The sequence below is a fragment of the Marinomonas communis genome (assembly GCF_004363305.1).
GTDB lineage: Bacteria > Pseudomonadota > Gammaproteobacteria > Pseudomonadales > Marinomonadaceae > Marinomonas > Marinomonas communis.
In genome coordinates this window covers 174,606-197,149 of sequence record NZ_SNZA01000005.1, presented here as the reverse complement: position 1 = coordinate 197,149, position 22,544 = coordinate 174,606, and the positions used below count along the sequence as shown (strand labels likewise).

15 protein-coding genes and 1 CRISPR repeat array are annotated in these 22,544 nt (G+C 48.0%); of the genes, 3 read left to right on the top strand and 12 right to left on the bottom strand.

The features are described 5' to 3' along the window. Positions 1-40: 40 nt before the first annotated feature. The 3 genes from C8D85_RS14570 to C8D85_RS14560 are packed head-to-tail and all read left to right on the top strand — an operon-like array spanning position 41 to position 4,110. Positions 41-658, top strand: coding sequence for a YigZ family protein (locus C8D85_RS14570; RefSeq protein ID WP_133564030.1), 618 nt, complete (start codon positions 41-43; stop codon positions 656-658). Positions 659-660: 2 nt separating this feature from the next. Next, entirely contained in the window at positions 661-3,489 is a 2,829-nt protein-coding gene (gene rapA / locus C8D85_RS14565; RefSeq protein ID WP_133564027.1) for an RNA polymerase-associated protein RapA, read from the top strand. 3 nt (positions 3,490-3,492) lie between these two features. Next, positions 3,493-4,110, top strand: a complete 618-nt coding sequence (locus tag C8D85_RS14560) for an RluA family pseudouridine synthase (RefSeq protein WP_133564025.1) — start codon at positions 3,493-3,495, stop codon at positions 4,108-4,110. Between the two features lie 6 nt (positions 4,111-4,116). On the opposite strand, the gene C8D85_RS14555 is transcribed toward C8D85_RS14560, so the two are convergent. The 12 genes from C8D85_RS14555 to C8D85_RS14500 form a co-directional block, all read right to left on the bottom strand. Next, on the bottom strand, positions 4,117-4,356 hold the full coding sequence (locus C8D85_RS14555; protein ID WP_162847595.1) for a cysteine-rich CWC family protein: 240 nt from the start codon (positions 4,354-4,356) through the stop codon (positions 4,117-4,119). A 66-nt stretch (positions 4,357-4,422) separates the two neighbouring features. Then, positions 4,423-5,685, bottom strand: coding sequence for a translesion error-prone DNA polymerase V subunit UmuC (gene umuC / locus C8D85_RS14550; protein WP_133564022.1), 1,263 nt, complete (start codon positions 5,683-5,685; stop codon positions 4,423-4,425). Then, the gene (gene umuD, locus C8D85_RS14545) at positions 5,685-6,128 is read right to left on the bottom strand and encodes a translesion error-prone DNA polymerase V autoproteolytic subunit (protein ID WP_133564020.1); all 444 of its coding nucleotides are present in this window, start codon (positions 6,126-6,128) and stop codon (positions 5,685-5,687) included. The genes umuC and umuD overlap by 1 nt, the downstream gene beginning before the upstream one ends. 340 nt (positions 6,129-6,468) lie before the next feature. After that, a CRISPR array of direct repeats spans positions 6,469-10,097; the repeat unit is 28 nt; unit sequence TTTCTAAGCCGCCTGCTCGGCGGTGAAG. A gap of 130 nt (positions 10,098-10,227) precedes the next feature. Continuing rightward, positions 10,228-10,794, bottom strand: a complete 567-nt coding sequence (gene cas6f, locus C8D85_RS14540; RefSeq protein ID WP_133564018.1) for a type I-F CRISPR-associated endoribonuclease Cas6/Csy4 — start codon at positions 10,792-10,794, stop codon at positions 10,228-10,230. Positions 10,795-10,797: 3 nt separating this feature from the next. Continuing rightward, positions 10,798-11,805 (bottom strand): type I-F CRISPR-associated protein Csy3, encoded by a 1,008-nt coding sequence (csy3, locus tag C8D85_RS14535; RefSeq protein WP_133564016.1) that lies wholly within the window; start codon positions 11,803-11,805, stop codon positions 10,798-10,800. Position 11,806: 1 nt separating this feature from the next. After that, positions 11,807-12,790, bottom strand: a complete 984-nt coding sequence (gene csy2, locus C8D85_RS14530; RefSeq protein ID WP_133564014.1) for a type I-F CRISPR-associated protein Csy2 — start codon at positions 12,788-12,790, stop codon at positions 11,807-11,809. Further along, on the bottom strand, positions 12,783-14,129 hold the full coding sequence (gene csy1 / locus C8D85_RS14525) for a type I-F CRISPR-associated protein Csy1 (RefSeq protein ID WP_133564012.1): 1,347 nt from the start codon (positions 14,127-14,129) through the stop codon (positions 12,783-12,785). The genes csy2 and csy1 overlap by 8 nt, the downstream gene beginning before the upstream one ends. Positions 14,130-14,143: 14 nt before the next feature. After that, a complete protein-coding gene (cas3f, locus tag C8D85_RS14520) occupies positions 14,144-17,491 on the bottom strand; it encodes a type I-F CRISPR-associated helicase Cas3f (protein WP_133564010.1) in 3,348 nt (1,115 codons plus the stop codon). Position 17,492: 1 nt separating this feature from the next. After that, entirely contained in the window at positions 17,493-18,461 is a 969-nt protein-coding gene (gene cas1f / locus C8D85_RS14515) for a type I-F CRISPR-associated endonuclease Cas1f (protein ID WP_133564008.1), read from the bottom strand. Between the two features lie 161 nt (positions 18,462-18,622). Further along, positions 18,623-19,237, bottom strand: coding sequence for a peptide-methionine (S)-S-oxide reductase MsrA (gene msrA / locus C8D85_RS14510; RefSeq protein WP_133564006.1), 615 nt, complete (start codon positions 19,235-19,237; stop codon positions 18,623-18,625). A gap of 63 nt (positions 19,238-19,300) precedes the next feature. Beyond that, the gene (locus tag C8D85_RS14505; RefSeq protein WP_133564004.1) at positions 19,301-21,325 is read right to left on the bottom strand and encodes an NADPH-dependent 2,4-dienoyl-CoA reductase; all 2,025 of its coding nucleotides are present in this window, start codon (positions 21,323-21,325) and stop codon (positions 19,301-19,303) included. Between the two features lie 96 nt (positions 21,326-21,421). Then, positions 21,422-22,537, bottom strand: coding sequence for a substrate-binding domain-containing protein (locus tag C8D85_RS14500; protein WP_244937029.1), 1,116 nt, complete (start codon positions 22,535-22,537; stop codon positions 21,422-21,424). Positions 22,538-22,544: the final 7 nt, after the last annotated feature.

Genomic DNA, 22,544 nt, shown 5'->3' with positions numbered 1-22,544 from the left:
GCCACTTTATGTTTAAAAACAATCGCTAAGCGAAGTTTACATGGATTACTACCAGAGCCCAACACACGAGCAACGCTTTGATCTGGAAATTAAAAATAGCCAGTTCATTACCACTATTCGACGGACTCGTGGACGCGATGAAGCCAAGGCATTTATCGAAGAAATGAACCTGCGCTACCCAGATGCCAACCATAATTGCTGGGCATTTGTGGCGGGTGCCCCGAATAACGTTCACCTTTGGGATCAAAGCGACGATGGCGAACCAAAGGGCACTGCCGGTAAGCCGATGCTGAATGTGTTACAGCATTCTAATTTTGGTGAAATTACCGTGGTGGTGACGCGCTATTTTGGTGGTATCAAGCTTGGTGCAGGCGGTTTAGTGCGGGCATACAGCCAAGCAGTGGTGGAAGCATTAGATCAACTTGTTTGGGAAGAAATTTATCCTCGTCAAACGGTTTTCATCAAGATCGCCTATCCTATTATGGGTAAAGTGGAATATTGGCTAGAAAATAGCGATATTGATGTAGAAGACAAACAGTTTGGCGAAAGCATCGACATTACCCTCGCCGTGATTGAACGGACGTGGGCAGAACAGAAACAGGCCTTGATCGATTTATGTCAGGGCAATATTACGATTATTGAAAGCGACACAGAGTAGTTATGTATCAAATAGGACAACGTTGGAGTAGCCGAAACGAACCAGATCTTGGTATCGGCATTATTATTGAATTACAAGCGAAATCCTTTGTTTTGTACTTTTCCGATGCAGAAACAGAACGTAATTATTCCGTTTCTCAAACTAGCCTAGTGCGCCGTACCTTAACACCGGGCGACCAGCTTATTTTTGATGGCGAAGCCTATGCGGTACTAGAAGTACGTGAATACGATTCGTTAATGGAATACAACATTGGTGACGAGTGGATCGATGAATCTGAGATTCAGTTCCCTCGTAACGACAAGAACGAATTGGATTCCATTTTGGCTTTGTCTCCTGCGCGCCGTATGTGGTTTGATCTACGTCGTAAAACGTTGGAGCACCAAGCGGCCCACTCTGCGAGCCCAGTACGCGGCTTGATGGGTTTGAAAGCAGAATTGCTACCGCACCAAATGTACTTGGCTCATGACATTGCCAATCGTCCGGCTGCCCGTGCGCTTCTATGTGACGAAGTAGGTATGGGTAAAACCCTTGAAGCGGGTCTAATCCTTCATCATCGCGTATTAAACGGTTTATCACGTCGCGCCTTAATCTTGACGCCAACCAACTTGCAACACCAATGGTTGGTCGAGATGCTGCGCCGTTTCCATCAACCATTCACGTTGATTAATGAATCTGTCTATGAAGACTACATGGACGGTGATGATAACCCATTCGACGCTCAGCCATTTGTAATTGCACCGATTGATTGGGTTGCCCAACACAGCAAAGCAGCGCAACACATGCTGCTGTCTGAATGGGACATGGTCATTGTCGATGAAGCACACCACCTTTCGTGGGAACCAGATGCACCGAGCGTGGGTTACCAGCTTGTCGCTCGTCTAGCGGCAGAAAGCGAGTCTCTGTTACTACTCAGCGCAACACCAGAGCAAACCGGTGAACGTGAGCATTTCTCTCGCCTACAGTTGTTAGACCCTGAGCACTACCACAGCTTTGAAGTGTATCAGGCGCAACAGAACGACTTTAAAAAAGCGGCGGAATTAGCCGAATCCTTGTTACCGTTTACGGAAGCCGAACACGGTCTTGAATGTCCAGATTGGCAACAAGTGTTCTCCGACTACCTGCACGACGTGCAAAACAAAGAGTGGTTCGAGTTGCTGTCGTCCAATGACGCATCGAAACAGCAAACCGGGGCTCAAGATGCTATCAACTGGCTGATCGACCGTCATGGTACAGGTCGTGAAATGTTCCGTAACACCCGTGCGGCCATCGGTGGTTTCCCTGAGCGCAATCTAAACGCCTACCCGCTGGTGAGCAACGATACCTTTGCTAGTGCAGCACACCATGTGCTGCCAGAATCTGGTGTTGATCATGGCCTATGGGAAAGTGATCCACGCTGGTTGTGGTTAAAAGAGTTCCTAGGGGATCAAAAGACCAAAACCAAAGTGCTGGTCATTTGTCATACGGCTGACATGGCTCGCTGGCTAAACGACCAGCTGACGTTTGCAGGTTTCCAAAGCGCCGATTTCCATGAGCAAATGCCATTGATTCACCGTGACCGAGCGGCAGCTTACTTTGCTGACCCTGAAGGCGCGCAGGTGCTGGTATGTTCTGAAATCGGCAGTGAAGGTCGTAACTTCCAGTTCAGCCATAACTTGGTGATGTACGATCTACCAGAGCACCCTGACCTCTTAGAACAGCGCATTGGCCGTTTGGACCGTTTAGGCCAACGTCACACGGTACAAATTCATGTCCCTTACCTAGAAGGCAGCGTCCAAGAGCGCCTTTACCAGTGGTATCACAACGCACTTAATGCCTTTAACCGTACGACAGGTTCTGGTGACAAAGTGAATTCTGCCTTCAAAGAGCCACTGCAGTCATTCTTGTTTGGTAACGACGATGATCAAGCACTGATCGAAGAAGCGCGTATTTATCACGAAGCTTTGCTCAAGCAGATGGAAGAAGGCCGCAATCGACTGTTAGAAATGTCGTCTTGTCGCCCAACCGTTGCCCAGTCTTTGATTGATCAAATTAATGATCAAGCGGGACATGGCCTGCACGATTACATTGAGCAAGTCACTCATGCCTTCAACATTTATGCCGATTGCCTGAACGACGAGCCAGAGCAAGGTGCTTGGTTTATCCGCCCTTCTACTGACATGATGCTTGAAGCGCTGCCTGGCATTGAGGAAGAAGGTAAAGTCCTCATGCTAGATCGTCGCCAAGCCAGCCAACGTGAAGACGTTGCCTTTGCCACGTGGGAACACCCGTTGATCACCATGTTGATGGATGAAGTACAAGGTTTCGACTCAGGTAAACTTACCTCTGCGATTCTTCCGATTGCAGCGCTGCCAGAAGGCACAGTCTTGGTAGAAAGTATGTTTGTGATTGAAGCAACAGGCCACCCGCGTTTGAAGCTTGCCCAATCCTTACCTTTGACGCCAATCTGGCAACTGTCCGATGCGAACAGCAAATTCCTGCATAACCAGTTCACCGCGGACAAATGGGCAGAGAAGCTAAAAGGCGTGCCAAATCGCGTAGCAGAGCAATGGGTTGCCGCTCTACGTTCTCAGCTATTGGACATTCTGCAAGCTCACCAACTGAATGCTCAAGATCAGGCTCGCCCTACGGTCCATGCAGCGAAAGAAGCATACCAGCGTAAGTGGCAAGCTGAGATTGATCGTCTTCGAGAATTGCAACAGCAGAACTCAGCGATTAAAGATGAGCACATTGCTGAGTACGAGCAATATCTAAAAGAAGGTTTGACACGCATCGATGAGCACCAAATCCGTTTGGACGCTATTCGTATTATTCTGACCACTAAACCAGAGTAATCCGTGCTAGACATTCTGTACGAAGACCAGTGGTTAGTGGTCGTCAATAAACCTGCGAAAAGCTTGTCAGTGCCCGGTCGTGGCGCTGACAAGTATGACTCTATCGTGACCAGAGCGGAGCAGCGCTATGGTGAAGCTCATGCCATTCACCGCCTCGATTACGCGACGTCGGGGTTAATCCTGATCGCCCGCGACCTTGAGTGTCAGAAGCGGATGTACGCGCAATTTCGTGAACGTCATGTGCAAAAAGAATATCGCGCCTTAGTGCGTGGGCGATTGCTCGGAGAGTTTGGCGAAGTACGTAAGCCACTGCGTTGTGACTGGGACAGACGCCCCAGACAAATGATCTGCACTGAGTGGGGCAAAGACGCCATCACCCATTGGCGACCTCTTGGTTATGAGAATGGTCATACTCGAGTCAGCCTCACGCCTGTCACTGGGCGCTCCCATCAGCTGCGTGTTCATATGCAAAGCTTAGGTCACCCCATCATTGGCGATGACTTTTACGACTCTATCAAACCGAGTGACGACGAGCGTTTGCGCTTACACGCATACCGTGTTGAGTTCTTTCATCCCTTTACTCAAGCATGGGTAAAGTTTGTCGCGCCCTGTCCTTTCTAGCCGTTCTTATAAAGCATTGTTCTCGGCTTGCTTTGCCAATGTATAGATACAACGTTGGCAAAGGCACACCTGCCCTTTAATCTCATCAGGTAATGACTCCAACCATTCCGCTTTGATGACGACCGTAGGTTGATGACACCAGCAGGTTTCAGGAGCTTGGCCGGTCGTCATAGTACAATGGTTTTCGCCCTGACAAAGTGGGCAGGTTTGCGCAAAAGCGCTCGGTGTGACATCTACAGGCTTCATGGGATTACCAGTTATCAACATAAGGGGCATCTTGCCCTATCTCACTCTTTTGCTCAATTGTCGTCTTTAATAGACCTTGGGCAAACTGTTCCAATTAGTGGTGTACGCAGGCGAAAGAAACTCACGTTTCATAGACCACTGGGGCGTTACCCCTTGAGCAGCAAAAAAGAGATGTCCGCGCCCTTGGCGGTTAATCTTATCCAATACGCCCATCAAATTCTTTGAGCGTTCTCTGTCCTCTTCTGGATAGAAAAGATCGGTTTGATAGGTGTTCGGTTGATAAAAGTCCGTCAACATCACGCCAGCTTTTGCATAGCGAAACCCAGGACGGTAAATCGACTCAAACAATGGCTCCATCGCAGCGAGAAAGGCTCGTGTATCATCACAAGGAGCGGATAATTTTACCGACGCGGAATTGGAATAATGGCGCTCATTAGGGTTGAACACACCTGTGCGAATAAACACCTGTAAGACTTGGGCGAGGCACGCCTCTTGGCGCAGTTTTTCAGCCGCCCGAGCCACGTACTTTGCCAGCGCTTCTTTTAACTCGTTCTTTTGGGTAATACGCTCCCCAAACGAACGACTACAGACAATTTGCTGTTTCGTCGGTGCCATCGATTCTAACTCCAAGCACGAGATACCGTTGAGCTCTCTTACAGTACGCTCTAATACCACAGAGAATTCTCGTCGAATCATTTTAGGGTCAGCATCCGCCAAGTCCAATGCAGTATGTAATCCCCGTGCCTGCAAGTGTTTGCTCAAGCGACGCCCCACGCCCCAAACTTCTCCGATCTCCACCAATGCCATCAATCGCCGCTGCCGCTCACGCTCCGTTAGATCTACCACCCCACCTGTGGCGGGGTAAACCTTCGCCGCATGATTAGCGAGCTTTGCTAGGGTTTTGGTAGGCGCAATCCCCACCCCAACCCTAATCCCCGTGTATTGATCGACTTTAGCTTTGATCTGACAGGCCATATCATACACGGCATCAATACCCGTTAAGTCGAGAAAGGCTTCGTCGATGGAATAAATCTCAACTTGTGGCGCTTCTTGCTCCAATACCGTCATCACTCGATTCGACATGTCTGCATAGAGCGCATAGTTGGACGAAAAGCAGGCGATATTATGTTGCTCAATAAGATCTCGCACCTGAAAGACTGGCGCGCCCATTTTCAGCCCTAGCGCTTTCACCTCTCGCGAACGCGCCACCACACAGCCATCATTGTTTGACAGCACCACCACCGGAGTATGCTTTAAATCGGGGCGAAACAGTTTTTCACAACTGGCATAGAAGTTATTGCAATCCACCAAGGCAAAGACTTTATCCATCAGCGATCCAGCCTCCGCACCACCCCAGTCACCACACCAAAGATCTCAAATTCAGAATGCTCCGAAATCGGAATCACAGGATAGGCCTTATTGTGAGGACGCAAAATCGACTCAGGTTTTAAACACAACTCCTTAACGGTTAACTCGCCATGGATCGACGCAATCACAATATCGCCATGCTTCGCCGTCAATGATCGATCCACCACCAACACATCCCCAGAATGAATCCCAGCATCCACCATAGAATCCCCCTGCGCCCGCACAAAAAACGTCGCACTCGGATGCTGAATACACAATTCATTCAAATCCAACGAGCATTCCACAAAATCCTGAGCAGGCGATGGAAAACCCGCCGACACCGACTCCACATAAAGCGGCATCTTCATCTGTTTCGCCGCAAAAAAACCAGACGACTCAGCCGACCCCAAATACGTCACACGCATACAACCACCAAAACAACACTAAACTGTATACATATACAGTATAATGTTGTTTTGCAGAGATACAATGCTAATGCTCTTATAAGGAATATTTCGGCTAATCAAATGATTTCACCAACTGCTCTGCAGCAATCTTAAAAAATCAATTAAAGAGAACAACATGACTCAATCGCCATTCAATAAAGAGACATTAAGTTAGTCACATATTGTTCAAGATCATCGCAGTCAATGCTACTTTCACCTGGTTTATCTTCAACTCGACTTTCTACAGCTTGGCAAACTACTTCCAAACAGCCTATTAGGAGGTGAAGATTCAATGGGGTTTACGTCCAGATGGATCATTTTTCTAAGCCGCCTGTTCGGCGGTGAAGCCAGTTACCTAGCGCGATTAGAGAACCGCTTTTTTCTAAGCCGCCTGTTCGGCGGTGAAGAAAATAGACTGGATCATTGCCAAGATCGGCGATTTCTAAGCCGCCTGTTCGGCGGTGAAGCTTCTTCGTAGTCGTACTGCCAGCTTTCGATTTTTCTAAGCCGCCTGTTCGGCGGTGAAGGGAACGCCTGCCGTAGTATTGGACGCCGCAACTTTCTAAGCCGCCTGCTCGGCGGTGAAGTAAACGCTGTGCTGTGCTCATTCCTTGGAGTTTTTCTAAGCCGCCTGCTCGGCGGTGAAGTATGACGGGCGCGGATTTGCCAATCGAAAGCTTTTCTAAGCCGCCTGCTCGGCGGTGAAGCCGTGGTTAATTGGCAGGGGTGCGGTGTTTCTTTTCTAAGCCGCCTGCTCGGCGGTGAAGAGCAGATTCAATCCTGCATAGATAAAGGTCTATTTCTAAGCCGCCTGCTCGGCGGTGAAGCGTATTTGCTAAGTAGTCCGCATCGCTGCCAATTTCTAAGCCGCCTGCTCGGCGGTGAAGCGTATTTGCTAAGTAGTCCGCATCGCTGCCAATTTCTAAGCCGCCTGCTCGGCGGTGAAGTACTCCACTCGGGGCTTACTTCCTCACCCTTTTTTCTAAGCCGCCTGCTCGGCGGTGAAGGCCATGAGATTGCCGAAATGGGGATCGACTACTTTCTAAGCCGCCTGCTCGGCGGTGAAGATAAGCCAAGATACTCTTTGATTATGCTCACTTTTCTAAGCCGCCTACTCGGCGGTGAAGGAAACATTTGAGCCCAGAAAAATACGAAGACCTTTCTAAGCCGCCTGCTCGGCGGTGAAGTTAAGGAGACTTGGTTTATCCCTGATGATCTATTTCTAAGCCGCCTGCTCGGCGGTGAAGGGTTTCCCATCCCAGAACACCCGAAACGATTTTTTCTAAGCCGCCTGCTCGGCGGTGAAGGCTAGGTAAGATCGACGAATATATGCAACTGTTTTCTAAGCCGCCTGCTCGGCGGTGAAGACCAACAAAATCCGTCAGCTGAACTCGTACAGTTTCTAAGCCGCCTGCTCGGCGGTGAAGGTGTTGCTTGAACGTCCGTAATAATCGCCAACTTTCTAAGCCGCCTGCTCGGCGGTGAAGCCACGCATAGCCTGCCAGAGTTCAGCTTTAGTTTTCTAAGCCGCCAGCTCGGCGGTGAAGACCATTCAAAACAATAGAAACTTGACGCACTTGTTTCTAAGCCGCCTGCTCGGCGGTGAAGTAATCACAACAGATGATGCCGTGCTGCGCATTTTTCTAAGCCGCCTGCTCGGCGGTGAAGAGTTAGATGTGCTGCTTGATCAGTCATTTGATTTTCTAAGCCGCCTGCTCGGCGGTGAAGACCTTTTTTACGGGGTTATCCGTCAACGAGTGTTTCTAAGCCGCCTGCTCGGCGGTGAAGTGTACGTCAATCCAGATCCTGAAACATCTCCTTTTCTAAGCCGCCTGCTCGGCGGTGAAGACTTGATTGTCACCAAAACATTCCGCACGCAATTTCTAAGCCGCCTGCTCGGCGGTGAAGGTACCACGCCATGCTCTATGGGAAGCGTTGTCTTTCTAAGCCGCCTGCTCGGCGGTGAAGGAAGCGCTGGATCAAGAGCAAGCAGAACGCGATTTCTAAGCCGCCTGCTCGGCGGTGAAGTGCCTCTAGTATTGGGCCATAAATAGAGGCTGTTTCTAAGCCGCCTGCTCGGCGGTGAAGGTCACGCTTTACCATCTTGACTGCGGCCTCTATTTCTAAGCCGCCTGCTCGGCGGTGAAGACCATCAACCCATTCACTGTGATTGGGGATGATTTCTAAGCCGCCTGCTCGGCGGTGAAGTGCTCGCCAAACACCTCGCCATCCCGCAGCCATTTCTAAGCCGCCTGCTCGGCGGTGAAGTGCCTTGGTTACGTTGCGGTCGACGGCGTCTTTTTCTAAGCCGCCTGCTCGGCGGTGAAGATGAGCTGGATCGATGCGCAAAGAACGCAGAATTTCTAAGCCGCCTGCTCGGCGGTGAAGAACGCTGGCGACCAGCAACGTGCTATCGCTAATTTCTAAGCCGCCTGCTCGGCGGTGAAGTCATCGGCTTTACTCCGGTTTGCGGCCCTAGCTTTCTAAGCTGCCTGCTCGGCGGTGAAGGCGGAAGGCTCCGCGCTTCCAAAGGTTCAAACTTTCTAAGCCGCCTGCTCGGCGGTGAAGATCGCAGCAGAAAATATCGAATTGGCAGAGCATTTCTAAGCCGCCTGCTCGGCGGTGAAGGCATGGCATGAAACAACTAAATGATTTCACAGTTTCTAAGCCGCCTGCTCGGCGGTGAAGCGGTGACGGTTTCTTGAATGCCCTTTTTCTTATTTCTAAGCCGCCTGCTCGGCGGTGAAGATTAACCGCCTGAAAATTGAGCGTGACAATTTTTTCTAAGCCGCCTGCTCGGCGGTGAAGTTGAACAGGCCGAACCTTACAAAACCGCTTTATTTCTAAGCCGCCTGCTCGGCGGTGAAGCTACTGCAAAAATCATGGAATCGACTTCTACGTTTCTAAGCCGCCTGCTCGGCGGTGAAGCTCTCCGGCGATCTCGGCGACTATGCTTCGTTTTTCTAAGCCGCCTGCTCGGCGGTGAAGCCGTATTTTGTACCCGCCTCTGAACCGCTCATTTTCTAAGCCGCCTGCTCGGCGGTGAAGCTTTCTGAATTATCAGACGGCTCAGTCAAGCATTTCTAAGCCGCCTGCTCGGCGGTGAAGTTTGACGATATCTTTGATCAAACAGGTGCGCTTTTCTAAGCCGCCTGCTCGGCGGTGAAGGAGCAAAAGCCTCTAAGTCATCATCTGTGGATTTTCTAAGCCGCCTGCTCGGCGGTGAAGAATTTTTTAGCCACATAACCTGCATAGCTATTTTTCTAAGCCGCCTGCTCGGCGGTGAAGGTATCCGCTCGCTTGAAAACGGCGTAACTCTTTTTCTAAGCCGCCTGCTCGGCGGTGAAGTAGAGAAGGCCAACCTTTCTGTCAATGGTTCTTTTCTAAGCCGCCTGCTCGGCGGTGAAGTCGATACTACATGTAGACTCAGGGATAACATATTTCTAAGCCGCCTGCTCGGCGGTGAAGTAGAGGGCAACACTTTAGGTGCATACCTTGGCTTTCTAAGCCGCCTGCTCGGCGGTGAAGAAGGCGCTGGAAAATACTGACGATCCCACTGATTTCTAAGCCGCCTGCTCGGCGGTGAAGTTACTAATGTCTGATATTAGTTTTGCATTAGATTTCTAAGCCGCCTGCTCGGCGGTGAAGCGTGAGGGGATTAGTCACCTTTATCACATCGTTTTCTAAGCCGCCTGCTCGGCGGTGAAGCGATAAGTAAAAAGCAGGCCACATATCAGACATTTCTAAGCCGCCTGCTCGGCGGTGAAGATTAGGTGCCTTACCTTTGGCTTTTTCTAATATTTCTAAGCCGCCTGCTCGGCGGTGAAGAAGGACAGCAAGCGCATGGCCTGTTGTCCTTATTTCTAAGCCGCCTGCTCGGCGGTGAAGAAAGCGGTTTATACCATTGGCGGCGTGGCTGTTTTCTAAGCCGCCTGCTCGGCGGTGAAGTAGATAAAATTATCAGTATCTAGTTGATTGTTAAAGAGCTTTATCTATTTTCATGTAAAGTACCCTTTTTCATAGCAAAGAAGCCAAAGCCCGTGTTTACGGGCTTTGGCGGGCATCGCTGAAAAAAGGGTTAAAACTTAGGTACCGGTGTTGCTGAACTCAGTCCATATTTTGAAAACTGTATTTCGTTAGGTTGCGAGGCTTCCGAAATCGCGGTTTGCTTTATAAATAAAGGGAACTGCTGTCCGCCTGTTGATTGGCTTTTGATACGAACAAATGGTAAGTCAAGCTCTTTACCCACACTGTCCGGTATTTGCTCAACCGCTTGTTCGTAAGTCAAATTATGACGCTTCATCGCACGGCGACGTATACGATCTGGGTTACTTTGCACATGAATACGCTGCACTAACCAATACTCACTCGTTTGCGGAGCCTCAGTAACGTCGGATACCAGAGTAAAGTCCCCTAGCCCTTTGCGCCAAGCTAACGATTCCAACACCGATAAGCGCTCTTGTGTACCATGAAGTCTCAGGATTTTCCCTAATGATTTTTTACCAGCATCAGGAAAACTGACGCCGATATCATGGTTAGACACTTCAACTAAGGCGCGATGCAATTTGCTGAACAACGCATTCATAAGAATGGGAGCCGTAAATTCAGGGTCTTCTAAGATTTTAATATCTAGGTAATGATCCATACATTACTCCGATTTACTACCGAAAACGCCACCACGAATTAGGTTGGCAATCACATAATGTTGCTGATCAAGCTCTGGGACCTGGCCTTTTTCCATCCACTTATCGAACAATGTGTAGAAGTCATCTTTGTTACTACGGTAAGCTTTACCACGACTGGTCACAGAGCCAAAAGGCTCGGCAGAAATAGGACCAACTTCCTCAGCACCTTGATACCAAGTATCCACAGTACGAATGGCATTACCGATTTTTTGTGAATGCAATGCGGCGGTACCGTCTACGTCGTACAGGACTTTACTCTTGCGAGAGTTACTATCTAACACAAGTTCCTGTGACGGGAAGACTTCTTGGCCTTCACCTAACTTCACAAAAGCTTCGACTTTTAGGTAGGTAAACTGATCACTTGCTAAACCTTGTTCGATGGCTGATGCCAACGCTTTAAGGTCATCGCTTTGGTAATCAAAATCACGCAGTGATAAATCGTAACCATTAAATACCCACGCGGTTTCACCCTCTTTAGTGACTTGGGTAATACGTACTTTGATATCTTCTGCGCCCACACGGTTACGCCATAAAAAGCGACCATTGGCTAAATTTGACGCATAACGATGCGCCAGTGTGGCAAATGACTGCTCAGAGATATAAGACTTAATGGTATTGCTTAATACATCTTGATAGTCAGGGCTGTTACATGCGGAAGGCGTTACTAGATCACCCAATACACGCAAACTGAATACAACCTTCAAGGTATCGCAATCAAAAGGAAGTGCAGCGGTATCGACTTTTTGTAGATTGGCCTTATTCACTTCTTGGTCAAGCTTTGCTGGGTCATTTAAGACGGCATTTTTCTGGCGATTAGAAATGGTTCCTCGTACCGCTTTTTCTTGTAACGTGACGGGGGCCCATTTGCTATCGGCATCGATATCAGACCAATTACCCGCTAGGAGTAGACCGTCCGAGTTGGCCAATTTACGTTCAAATGCTAATACAGATGCTGTTTTTACGGCTGCCATGCTATTGCTCCTCAGTATTCGAGTATTCGTCGTTTAATAAATGAGAGGTATCGGGTTCAAATGCGTTATTGCATAAGTAAAGGGAACGCTCTGCTTCATAGCTATGCGTCCAAAGTAGGTGCTCAATATTGGTAATTCGGTGTGGGCTGACCCATTGCCCTAGGGAGTAGACCGATTCAACAAACTGTACTGGCACGTCGCGATCGCGCACATGGCCTACTTGCCCTGCTTCATATAACTCAGAAATGCCTTGATAGCCGATCATAATCGGCTTTAACCAGCCGCTAAATTCAGGTCGATCAACCACCCACTTCGCCTTGTCGTCTTCTTTTTCTGGAATTTCTGCGCGCATTTTGCGAGTACTAAAATCTAACCAAGCATCCAGCGGTGATAATTGTGTTTGCTCGATATGCTTTTCTAGTACATCTTGTCGGCTTACCAAAGCAAAGCCCGGTAAAAACTGACGCAAGAAGCGCTTACGAGCATGATCATCACGGTTTTTCGCACCAGCATCTAAGATTAATTCGACAGTTTCAAACCCGGAAATAGAACCACCGGCCAGTCGCATCGTCGGAATAATATTTGGAATCCATTCTTTTAAATCTTCCAAATCATCCGGTTCTAAATAACTATCTTCTTCTGCACTGTTAATGTCGATCAGCAAAGATACATCCATGCGCATCTTACCTTCTTCATTAAACGGTGCGGTAACGGCTTCTTTGCCTTTGAGCACAAGCGGGTTACGAGTCAAAGCAAAGTAGTGCTCACGACTCATATTATTGTTGTAGGTTTGCGGTTGGCTTGCGTGACAGATCACTGCACAACTATCTAACAAGATAGATGTAGAAATTTTCTCGTGTACTTTTCGCTGTAGTGCGTGGGTGAAGCCTAGGAAATTGGTCATTGCCGGGAAGCCCCAAGTTAGCCCTGCAATAGCGTTAGCACCTTCCACTTCCAAATGTTTAATCACTAATAACTTATCCATGGAACGCTCCCTCTACGTCATCTTTGACTAGGCGCAGCTCTTGCGCGGTGAGTACCTTCCATTGCACAAACTCTACATCACCAGTAGCAATCTCGCTGTTGCGCTCCAACTCAGAATTTAGAAAGCGTGAGAAGTCTTCGGCAACTTGGCCTTGCCATTCTTTAAGATCGAATGCCTCGGCAAATTCAGTGTCCATCCCACAACGTTTAGGATCTAGCCAAAGTTTTTGATGCTCAGGTAAGTAACATTCATGATGGCTTGACCAGCCAGCAGGAAAACTGCGCACAGTTGCCGCATAACCAATTAAACGATCAACAATATCGTCAAGGCGTTGGGCACGCTCATTACGAATCTCCCAAGTACTCCGCTCATGTAGCTTCGCCACTAGGAACTTTTTCAAACCTAAAATCTGCGGATAAACCTTACGTGAGAACGGGCCTTTAAAGATGGATTTTACTTTTAGCGGCGGTTGTTCTTGGCTTTCCCAAGTTGGCGGAGCACTGCTTAGTAAATAGGCTCGACCACCACGGGTAGAGTTTAATTGACTGATATTTTGAGGTTTGGTGCCACCAAATGCCTGCACTGCTATATCAGGAAACTCAACAGTATGAATATCCGAAACTCTGTCATTGCGACGTGCCTCACGGGCGGTCTTTTGCTCTTCTGAAAAACGTGCCGTTTGGATACGATCATAGATATCATGAGTTAACGAGGTAGCGAACAGCGGCATGAGAATATGATAGCCGCCCTCTTCTAAAGGCCAGTAAAGCTGCTTTGCGAGTTTATTCGAACTTGGATCTTTTGCGGTAACGGCAAGCTTAAAGCCTTCTAACCATTGCGCAAGCTGCGCTTGTGTTTCCGTAAATGGCTGAAAAGGTGACATATCCTCTTGCTGAATATAATGAACAAGCAATTTGCCTGAGTTATCTTCCAGCATCAGCAGCTTACCCACATCTAAAGCCGCCGCATTACCCACAATGTCAATCGCTGGAGCCTCAAGACTATGCGTTCCAATAAAGTCTCGTTCGCCAGCATATTGGTCTGCGAAAATACTGGTTCCCTTTGCATCGGAGTGGGTGAATTTCAGTGCATGAGTGACAAGCTGAAGCTGTTTAGCACGCCCTGCAGCATCGTCTAGCCAGACGCTTGCCTTAAAGCGTACTTCCTCTGCGACGCGCAATTCAAAACGCTGTTGCTCATAAGCTGCTAAGTCTTCTGCTTTTGCGGCTTTGATGCCTTTTTCCGTTTCTTTATCAAACTTCTCTAACCGATCCTCTTTGCGACTATTGATATAGTCGAGGATTTTGTCAGAGAGTGTTTTATTATCTTCCTGCTCCATCCCTCTTTCCTTCTTTAGATAATCCTATAAAAACCCAAATTTTCGCTTTGCTGCCATACCTCTTTGTCATTCGAGCGACGCAAGTTCACTGAACCGAATAGAATCGTGGCTTCGGCAAGCGTTAGGTTTAAACGTTCTGCTAATTCGTTGATCTCCTGACTGTAATCAAACACTCCACCCCAGACACTTATACCTTGGGCTAAGGTGATACCGTCATCCCGCTGAAAGCTTTGCTTGTCATCGAGCTTTAATTCACCGTTATCATGCCAACGATGCATCAGTGGCTCGTCGAACTCTTCTTCGATGTAGTAGCAATAATCTTCATTGGGGGTATGGCGGCGAAATGGTAGGAGCTTTTGCAGATGGCTTGTCCAATGCATAGGCTGCTGCCACCATAGGCCAGCATAAGCTTCGTCTGATTGTTTATCTGTGCCCCATAGCTGCATGGCTAAGGCTGCATGTTCGAGATCGACAAATCGCTCTCTAGGTTTAAGTGCCGCCGCTTTTTGAATCCGAGGTATGGCATTTATGGTTTGAAATTCGCTTGGCTCAAGGCACTGCTCCAGTAAATGTGACTGCAACGTTAATGATTTACTTTCGAATCCTGGACGCATGTAGCTGATTTCATCACCACGCAGTGCGCACCAATTCTGGTTTAAGAGATGAATATTAGGCTTCTCTACCATTGTCACTTGATCGTGACGTAATACTCGCCCTGCTAGCTGTATCAATGAGCGAATCGATGATGGTTCCACCACGGCCCAGTCATAGGAATGATCCCGCCCTACTTCGGTAACTGGACTGCCTAATACTACAAAGATATGTTGCTTCTCAGGTGCTTTATCGATGGCATCGCGCACACTGGGTTGCTGCCATATTGCACTAGGATCTTTGCGGTTTAGCACGGTATCGAGCATGTGTTCTATCGCTGAGCGTTGCAGCAGCAAATACTGACTGTGATAGACACAGTAATGTATCTGCATATCATCAGGGCTTGGCATTGCCATCAACTGTTTGGCGGTGGCAACCAGCTGGTTAATATTCGCCATACGCACCAACCCAAAGCTCGCCTTGGCATGATTCGATGGGTGATCATGATGATATTGTTGATGCAGCGTTAAAATGCTTTGATGCACTTTAGTAGCGATTTCATCCATGATCGCGTTTTTTGTCACAGGTTCAAGTGTTGCTAGTTCAACTCTTCTGCGTACCGCTTGCTGGTCAAGTTTGTCACAGCGTTTTGCTATCACGCGCTTATGCTCAGCACGGAAGTCAGATAGCTGCGCTGCCTGTATAGAGGAGCTTTTGAATTCATCAAACCAAGCACAAACGATGTTGGTAGTAGAGCTTGAATTGACACTGACAGCTTGCTCATATTGTGCTCGACCAGATTGGTAAGCATCGAATAACGCTTCAATCAAATCCGGCGGTAAAGTCGCAGAGGACAGTAAAACATGACTTCCCAGCAAGCCCGCCCAATGCACCAAACGACACAGCGCAGGCAAATCTTCCAAACCAAAATCATCTGGCTCATCCAGCACTAAGTCAGACGTTAACAAGCGCAGCATCGGCGCAATTTGCTTACCGCCACGACTGCTTTCGGTTGCAGGCATTAAATGGTCAATCGTACTCACCAATACTGGCGCATTGACGAGTTTATTGATCTTGGGGGAGCTTTCGAGCCACTTTGATAAGAAGCCGTCACCCAATGCACCTTCGTAGCTGACATAACTGTCTTGATCGGCAAAATCATTGGCAGACTCAGACCCCAAAACTTGCTCTTGAGGACTTTCGGCTAACTGCGCTTTTTGATGATTATGATCGTCATGCAGCGCTTTTACGGCCTTGGAGCCAATCATCACGGCAAGGTCTTCTTCATCAAGTTTTAATAACTCTTTAAAGGCATCGCCCGTTTGCAGGGTTAACGTTCTTAGGCCCAACGCCACACTGAAACGACAACCTTTTCGCTCGTCTGCAAGACCGTACATAATGCGCGCATTGGCAAAGGTTTTGCCCATGCCCGTAGAGGCCATATTGACCCCAAAGAAACCATGTTGACGCGCTGTATTGCGCACCCCCACCGCGAGTTCATAGGCTTTATTTTGCCAAGCAAAGCGGCTACTAGTGGTGCGTTTCTTCAGCTCAGGGTGCCGCGTAATTACCGGTAAGGATTCTTTTAAAGACGGCAGTTTACGCACCATTTGATGGCTATGGTGATACACACCAATCAAATGATCATCTAGGGTTTGATTGTATTTACCTTTATCAGCACTGCCTCGCTCGCGCCACGTATTGGCAAAGACGATATCTTTTTGTGCTTTGCCCCATGCGGGATCGTGCCAAGCACTTTTTTTCCCAACACGGTTTTGCCCTGAATAGTAATGATCCGCCAGCATTAAACTCAAGCGAGAAAGATGCAATGTAAAGGGATCGAACAGCCACTCAGTTTTGATAAAGCTAGGGCGCTTTAATGCTTGTAATGCAACACGGGCTAAACGCTCACGCCATACTTTACTGCGAAATGGTGTTCCTTTCGGAAATGTCCAAACGGCTTCGATCTCTTTCCTACTCCAGTCTTTGGCACTTTGCGGTGAGTTCCAAGGGCTTTTAACTGAACTAAGCATACGCTGCGGACGAACCAAGTAATTTGAGTCCGATTGATCAGGCTCAGGTAGCTTGTGGTGGCTGAGTATGAGCCAAGCAACGGTTTGGGCTACAGGTGGTAAATATCTAAATGGCGAGCGGATACTTTTGTCTAGCCCATCTTTGATAAGCACTTTTTGAACAAGATCATCAGAATGAGCATCGATTAAGGTCAAAGCAGTTAACCAAGCCTGATCCTGTTGCGATGGTTCAACGCCAGCGATAGCAGTTTGAACAAAGGCCTCAAACACACGCAGGGATACCCACTCATGACGATAGGGCTCAAAACTGTCTGTTTTCTTACGAGGGTTAATTTTATCCTGAAAGGCTTGGTTGGCTTTACCCACATCATGAAACAACGCCGCGATACAGGCTAATAGGCGCATATCCTCTGCGGTGTGCCAAACATTTTCATCTTTGGCCCGTAAAATATCTCGCCCTGTTACATTAGTCGGAACTGTGCCTTCACTGTTAAAACGTCGTGGGTTACCCACGATCCATTTTAAATCGGTACGATTATTAGAGCGTATCCAATGACAGGCTACAGAGGTATTGCGACGCGCGGTTTTCTTTAGCAGTTTACGCAGGGTTGCTAAGCCTTGCTCAGTAATTGCCGTCTGCCAAATACGATCACCTGTTCGTTCGGCGAATTGATCAATGATACGACGCGTTTCTTGTAGCGCTTTTTTGGAACATTGAGAAACCAGCAAGATATTCATACTAAGCGCAGCACTCCTCACTGATCGCTTTAAGACTGTCGATCATAAAATCGAGTGCTTCACTTTGACGCACCGCCCCAATGCAGGCTTGGCGAAACTCTTGTTCTGTATCGCCATTCATCGCACTCAGGAAAGCCTGAGGGAGAACAACCGCATCTTTCACTAGATCCGCTGCATCAAACACTAAACCGCCACGGCGTGTTTTACCATGCAGAACCGACAAGCCATGAGGAAGTCCTAGCACCCAAGTCGCGGTAGCACCCAGACCATAGGCAAGATAATTACCGTGATCTAAAAAACGATTTGCAAAATCCGTCCCCGCGCCTTGTTTCACCCTTGAAAAATCATTGTAACCAGTCACTGTGCAAATGATTTTATAAAGCGCCTTAGTTAAGCGAGCTTCGCTTAGCATTAACGATTGCGTATCTTTGGCTTCTTCTACTTGCTGTTCAAACTGTTCTAACGCTTTATTTAGATCGGCTACATTAATGGCTAATCCAGATTCCTTTAGCTGCTTGTTCTTAAGCCACTGCGCTTTGGTAAATTCGATACGATATTTTTGAATAAGTTTGGCAGCGTCTAACCGCTTGGCTTCGTCAAACCAAAATGAAACCCAGTTTTGCAAATAACCTACTGGGCGGTATTCACTTTGCGGACTAAAGAAAGAGACATCAAAATCGACTTCATTGGTAGAAAATAATGGTGCACCACCGCCACCACAAAAACCAATCAGTACACCAGCTTTAGCAAGCTCGCGTACAGCAGCTTGTGTAATCGACGTACCATTACCCAATAAAAGCGTGGTGGTATTGGCAATAGGAATATTCCAATAGTAAGACTGTTTGCCTTCATCCGTGACATACTCCACACGGCCATCTTTGACCAATACCCGGCAATATTCGAGGTAATACATATTTGCACGCTTTGAGTGCAAAATCGTTTTAATATCCGTTGGGGAGAACTGATCCATAAGTAGAATCCTTTGTATCTTCCATGACACTATGTAACTAAATCAATTAGTTGTAGCCGACCTAGCCCTAACTGAAGCAAGAGCTAGGTTGGCATAGTTAGCAGACCCTGTCTATTAGTAGCTATAAATGAACGGACACAAAAATTTAAAGATCACTTTTTTTAATGCTGATATTTCTTACTAGCCACACTCCCCCATAGCTCTTCGATGCGTGCATCGCGCCCGCAGTTGAAGCGGTAGAACTTGTACCGAAGGTTGTTTTTCAGGTAGTAGTCTTGGTGGTAGTCTTCGGCTAGGTAGAAGGTACTCGCAGGGAGGATTTCGGTGACGATGTCGGCGTCAAAAGGTTTGCTTTGAACAGTGCTTGCAAGTGAGGCTTTGAACACGTCGTGCTGTTGCGCATTTTGATAGAACAAGCCGGTGCGATAAGGGTCTCCTTTATCGCAGAATTGCCCTTTTGAATCGGTGGGGTCGATGGTTAACCAAAAATAATCGGTAAGTTCTCGTAGGCTAACGACGTCATCGTCAAAGGTAATTTTGACGGCTTCGTAGTGCCCTGTTTTTTTGCCAGCTACTTGCTGATAAGTAGGGTTGGCAACGTGCCCACCGATGTAGCCTGACACCACATCGGTGACACCTTCAATGCTTTCAAAGTCGGATTCGACACACCAAAAGCAGCCGCCAGCAACAATCAAGCTGTGCTCTTGCGCCATAGCTGGGGTAGTCATATTCAGTGCCGCGAATGTCACGGCACTGGTTAAAAGAAGCTGTTTCATAACCTGTCCTCTTAATCATTGCTCTGTATCGTTGAGTAGGAAGAGGACTGGTATCGTCCTCTTTTAAATTTGCAAAGCGACTTTTGTCCCCTGGGCAATGGCTCGTTTTGCATCCAATTCTTTGGCAACGTCTGCACCACCGATCAGGGTGTAAGGCAACTCCAACCCATCGACTAGGGTACGATCAGGCTCTTGACCCGCACATAAAATGACATGATCAACCGCTAAACAAAGGCTCTGTTCATCACGTTCAATCCATAGTCCCGAGTCATCAATCCGCTGATACTGACAGCCTGACCACATCTCAACGCCATGCTGTTTCAATTGCGCTCGATGTATCCAACCGGTTGTCTTACCGAGCCCTGCCCCAGGCTTACTGCGCTTGCGTTGCAGTAGATAAATCTTACGTGCCGACTCCATCATTGGTTGACTGGATTCAGTCGCTAATCCGCCTCGCGCTTGCAAGGTTTGGTCAATGCCCCATTGCTGAGCAAATTGTTCAACCGTGGTCGTCTCGTCGGCTTCATTTAGCAAGAACTCAGCGGTATCAAAGCCAATGCCTCCAGCACCAATAATCGCTACGGTTTTACCAACGTTGACTCGATCTTTCAGAACATCGAGGTACGAAAGCACTTTCTCATGACCAACACCCTCCAGCTCAGGCACTCTAGGGCGAATACCCGTGGCCAGTAGCACATGATCGATGGACATTGCATTTAAGGTACTGGCGTCAACTTTAGTATTTAGACGAACCTCTACCCCTAATTCTTTCAGTCGCGTTGAAAAATAGCGCAATGTTTCTGAGAACTCGGATTTTCCTGGGATGGTTTTGGCAACATTAAATTGCCCACCAACACGGTCGTTCGCATCGATCAAGATCACTTGATGACCCCGTTCAGCGGCAGTAACGGCTGCGGCAAGCCCGGCTGGCCCAGCACCGACAACGGCGATCCTACGAGGTGTTTGTGCTGGCTGAACGACCAATTCCGTTTCATGACAGGCATAAGGATTAACGAGGCAACTCGCTACTTTACCTTCGAATACATGATCTAAGCATGCTTGGTTACAGCCAATACAAGTGTTAATACGTTCCGCTTGTCCTCGCTCGGCCTTGTTCACAAACTCAGGGTCCGCGAGGAATGGCCGCGCCATAGACACCATATCTGAGTCACCACGAGCCAATACTTGTTCTGCAATATCGGGTGTATTAATACGATTGGTGGCAATTACTGGAATAGAAAAGTGATCTTTAAAGGCTTTTGTTACCCAACTGAATCCCGCTCTGGGAACACAAGTTGCGATGGTTGGTACGCGGGCTTCATGCCAGCCAATACCAGTATTGATGATGGTTGCGCCCGCCTGCTCGACTGCCTGCCCCAGTGCAACAATCTCCTCGAACGAAGAGCCTTGCTCAACCAAGTCCAGCATGGATAAACGGAAAATAATAATAAAGTGCTCGCCTACGGCAGCGCGAATGCGACGTACCACATCGACGGGAAAGCGAATGCGATTAGTGAACTCACCACCCCATTCATCATCCCGATGGTTGGTGCGTTTGACTAAAAATTCATTTAGCAAATAGCCCTCAGACGCCATGATTTCCACGCCATCGTAACCAGCCGTGCGAGCAAACAAAGCGGTATCAACAAAATCTTGCACTTGCTTCTCGATTTGCTCTGGGCTCAGCGCGTGTGGTTCAAATCGGTTAATCGGAGCGGTGATAGGTGAAGGCGCAACAAGGTTGGGGTGGTAGGCATAACGCCCTGTATGAAGGATTTGCAGACAAATTTTGCCACCCTCTTCATGCACCGCATCAGTAATACATTGATGAACGGACAGGCTCAGTGGTTCATAAGGAAATGGATATGGCGAGCCTTCTGCATTGGGACTAAAGCCCCCTGTCACGATCAAACCCACGCCCCCTTTGGCACGAGCGCGGTAAAAGGCGGCCAAACGCTCGCCCGTATGGTCTTTTTCTTCCAAACCAGTATGCATTGATCCCATTAGGATACGATTTTTAAGTGTCGTAAATCCTAGATCTAGCGGTTGAAACAAATGTGGGTAATTATTGTTATTAGGTTTTGCCATGGGCAAAGCTCCAAGTAGATTCAACACCTACTCATGATTGCAAACCCCGCCCTCTCAGCAAATAACAAAACAGCGCATTAGCCCTTGCAAATTAGCTTATGGTGCTGGACGACTTGAGTAGCGAAATGCCTCAGAGGTCAGTGCGTTAATCTCTTCGTTAGACATCTGATCATCGACAACTTGGATACGGCCTAGATACACTTTAGGGACTTGATCAACCTTATTTTCGAGAGTCAATTTAATCGCCTCAGCGGTTGCTACTCCCACGTCATCGCCCATACGCATAGGTGTCGCATTCAGATAGCCCTGTTTAATTTGATCAATTTCTGCAGCGGTGCCCCCCCACCCAGTCACATACAGTTGGTTCATTAATTGGTGCTCTTTCAGATACTCTAGTGCTCCGAGCGTCATAGCCGTATTGGCGTTGTGAAGCATAGTGACTTCCGGAAAACTTTCTGTAATTAACGCCGCACCATCACGACCACCTCCTGCTTGATACTGACCAAAGTGCTCATACAAGCTTAGCCAATTTCCCTCTGTTTCAACGCACGACTTAAACTCTCCCGAGCGCTGATCGTCAGTAATCCCCGGTATACCTCGATTCATAGCAAAATAGACGTCTTCACCAAGGCGTTGCAGCATAAAATCACATAACACTTGGGCGCCAGCAGAGCTGGAGAAATCAAACCACGCATCAGGCTGATGCGTCCAGCTTTTGATCGGTGTATGGAACGCCCAAACATAGGTTTTAAAAGTATCAATCGCCGACAAAAGTTGAATGTTATCCGCTTGCACTGACAGCTCTGATGGCCCAAAGATCACATAATCGTATTGTTCTGCTCGTTTTAGAACCTCATTGGTGTAACGCGTTTGCAGAGAGTGTTCAATCTGACGTGAGCTGTATTCATCGATGCGGTATTGAATCCCCAAGTCATTCAAGCGAGCCGTTAGAGCTTTGTAATTACTAACCCAAAAGTCCGACAGATCCGCACTAGGGTAAATCAAAGCTATTTGAATAGGTTGCGTCATCTCTAAGTCTAATGTCTTTGCAGGCGCACTAACTACCGTCTGAAAGGCATCTAAAACACCTTCTTGGTTCACTTCATCAGGCAACCAATACGGGTAATCATGTTCGGGGAGAGCTGTATTTGAAGCCATGGCGACACTTGGCAGAAGCGCACCGATCAGCACACTTTTTACAAATATAGACATTTATCAT

Bases quoted from the DNA above. Each gene is read 5' to 3' on its own strand.
- C8D85_RS14570 (WP_133564030.1), top strand. From the start codon at position 41: ATGGATTACTACCAGAGCCCAACACACGAGCAACGCTTTGATCTGGAA.
- cas6f (WP_133564018.1), bottom strand. From the start codon at position 10,794: ATGGATCATTACCTAGATATTAAAATCTTAGAAGACCCTGAATTTACG.
- C8D85_RS14505 (WP_133564004.1), bottom strand. From the start codon at position 21,325: ATGGCAAAACCTAATAACAATAATTACCCACATTTGTTTCAACCGCTA.
- C8D85_RS14555 (WP_162847595.1), bottom strand. From the start codon at position 4,356: ATGAAGCCTGTAGATGTCACACCGAGCGCTTTTGCGCAAACCTGCCCA.
- msrA (WP_133564006.1), bottom strand. From the start codon at position 19,237: ATGAAACAGCTTCTTTTAACCAGTGCCGTGACATTCGCGGCACTGAAT.
- csy2 (WP_133564014.1), bottom strand. From the start codon at position 12,790: ATGGATAAGTTATTAGTGATTAAACATTTGGAAGTGGAAGGTGCTAAC.
- umuD (WP_133564020.1), bottom strand. From the start codon at position 6,128: ATGCGTGTGACGTATTTGGGGTCGGCTGAGTCGTCTGGTTTTTTTGCG.
- csy1 (WP_133564012.1), bottom strand. From the start codon at position 14,129: ATGGAGCAGGAAGATAATAAAACACTCTCTGACAAAATCCTCGACTAT.
- csy3 (WP_133564016.1), bottom strand. From the start codon at position 11,805: ATGGCAGCCGTAAAAACAGCATCTGTATTAGCATTTGAACGTAAATTG.
- cas3f (WP_133564010.1), bottom strand. From the start codon at position 17,491: ATGAATATCTTGCTGGTTTCTCAATGTTCCAAAAAAGCGCTACAAGAA.
- rapA (WP_133564027.1), top strand. From the start codon at position 661: ATGTATCAAATAGGACAACGTTGGAGTAGCCGAAACGAACCAGATCTT.
- umuC (WP_133564022.1), bottom strand. From the start codon at position 5,685: ATGGATAAAGTCTTTGCCTTGGTGGATTGCAATAACTTCTATGCCAGT.
- C8D85_RS14500 (WP_244937029.1), bottom strand. From the start codon at position 22,537: ATGTCTATATTTGTAAAAAGTGTGCTGATCGGTGCGCTTCTGCCAAGT.
- cas1f (WP_133564008.1), bottom strand. From the start codon at position 18,461: ATGGATCAGTTCTCCCCAACGGATATTAAAACGATTTTGCACTCAAAG.